Origin of the sequence: Nitratidesulfovibrio liaohensis, from assembly GCF_011682075.1 — a bacterium.
In the GTDB taxonomy this organism is placed as follows: Bacteria; Desulfobacterota; Desulfovibrionia; order Desulfovibrionales; family Desulfovibrionaceae; genus Cupidesulfovibrio; species Cupidesulfovibrio liaohensis.
Genome location: NZ_VSMK01000700.1, coordinates 1 through 757 on the forward strand (window position 1 = coordinate 1; position 757 = coordinate 757).

Consider the following 757-nt stretch of genomic DNA (forward strand, 5'->3'; position numbering starts at 1 on the left):
CGCAGCGTGGCACCGGCCACGGCCCGCAGGGCCGGGTGCTCCCACGGACCGCGCGGAGTGGTGACCGGGCCACCATCCCCCGCAGGCGCGGCTACCCCTGGCACGAAGGCCGCAGCATCGGGACCGGACGGCACGATCACTTGTCCTCCAGCAACTGTTCCACTTCCAGCATCTTGCCCAGCGCCAGGGACTCGTCCACCAGCACCTGCCCGCAGTCCGGGCAGGTCAGCAGGCGCACGTTGAAGGTGCTGCCAAGGTAGGTCAGCTCCACCGACAGGGGACGCGGCACGCCGCCGCAGGCGCAGGACCAGTTGCCCGACGCGGGCAGGTAGGCCGGTTCATGGGGCGATTCCTTCCACCCTCCGGCGGGCGGCTTTTGCGGCAACACCATGCGATGGGCATAGGCCTGCCGGATGGCGTAGGCAGGCGTGGCATCGCCCCCTGCCCCGTCCCCGGCGCCTCCGGGCACGGGCTCATACCCTACCCAGTGGGTGACGCGCACCCGGCGCAAACAGGCCAGACGCATGCCGGTATCGGCGTCGATGAAATAGCGCCCGGCACGTTCGGCCTCGGCGATCACGCCGCGCAGTTCTTCGTCAACGATGCGCCGCCGCTCCATGACCACGCGCATGTCCGGCCCGATGCGCAGGGTCAGCGGCGCCACCGCATCGGGCGGAGTTTCGCCGTACGCCTCGCGCAGCAGGCGGTCGCGCAGACGGGCGCGGTTCTCCTGCCGGGCGGTGATGTGCGGTCCGGG

The 757-nt window shown here is 71.5% G+C and carries 1 protein-coding gene; it reads right to left on the reverse strand.

The genetic code is table 11. The annotated features are described in order from the left end of the window. Positions 1-136 precede the first annotated feature (136 nt). The coding region (locus tag FVW27_RS21290; protein ID WP_424991891.1) for a DVU_1557 family redox protein at positions 137-757 on the reverse strand (621 nt) is incomplete at its 5' end.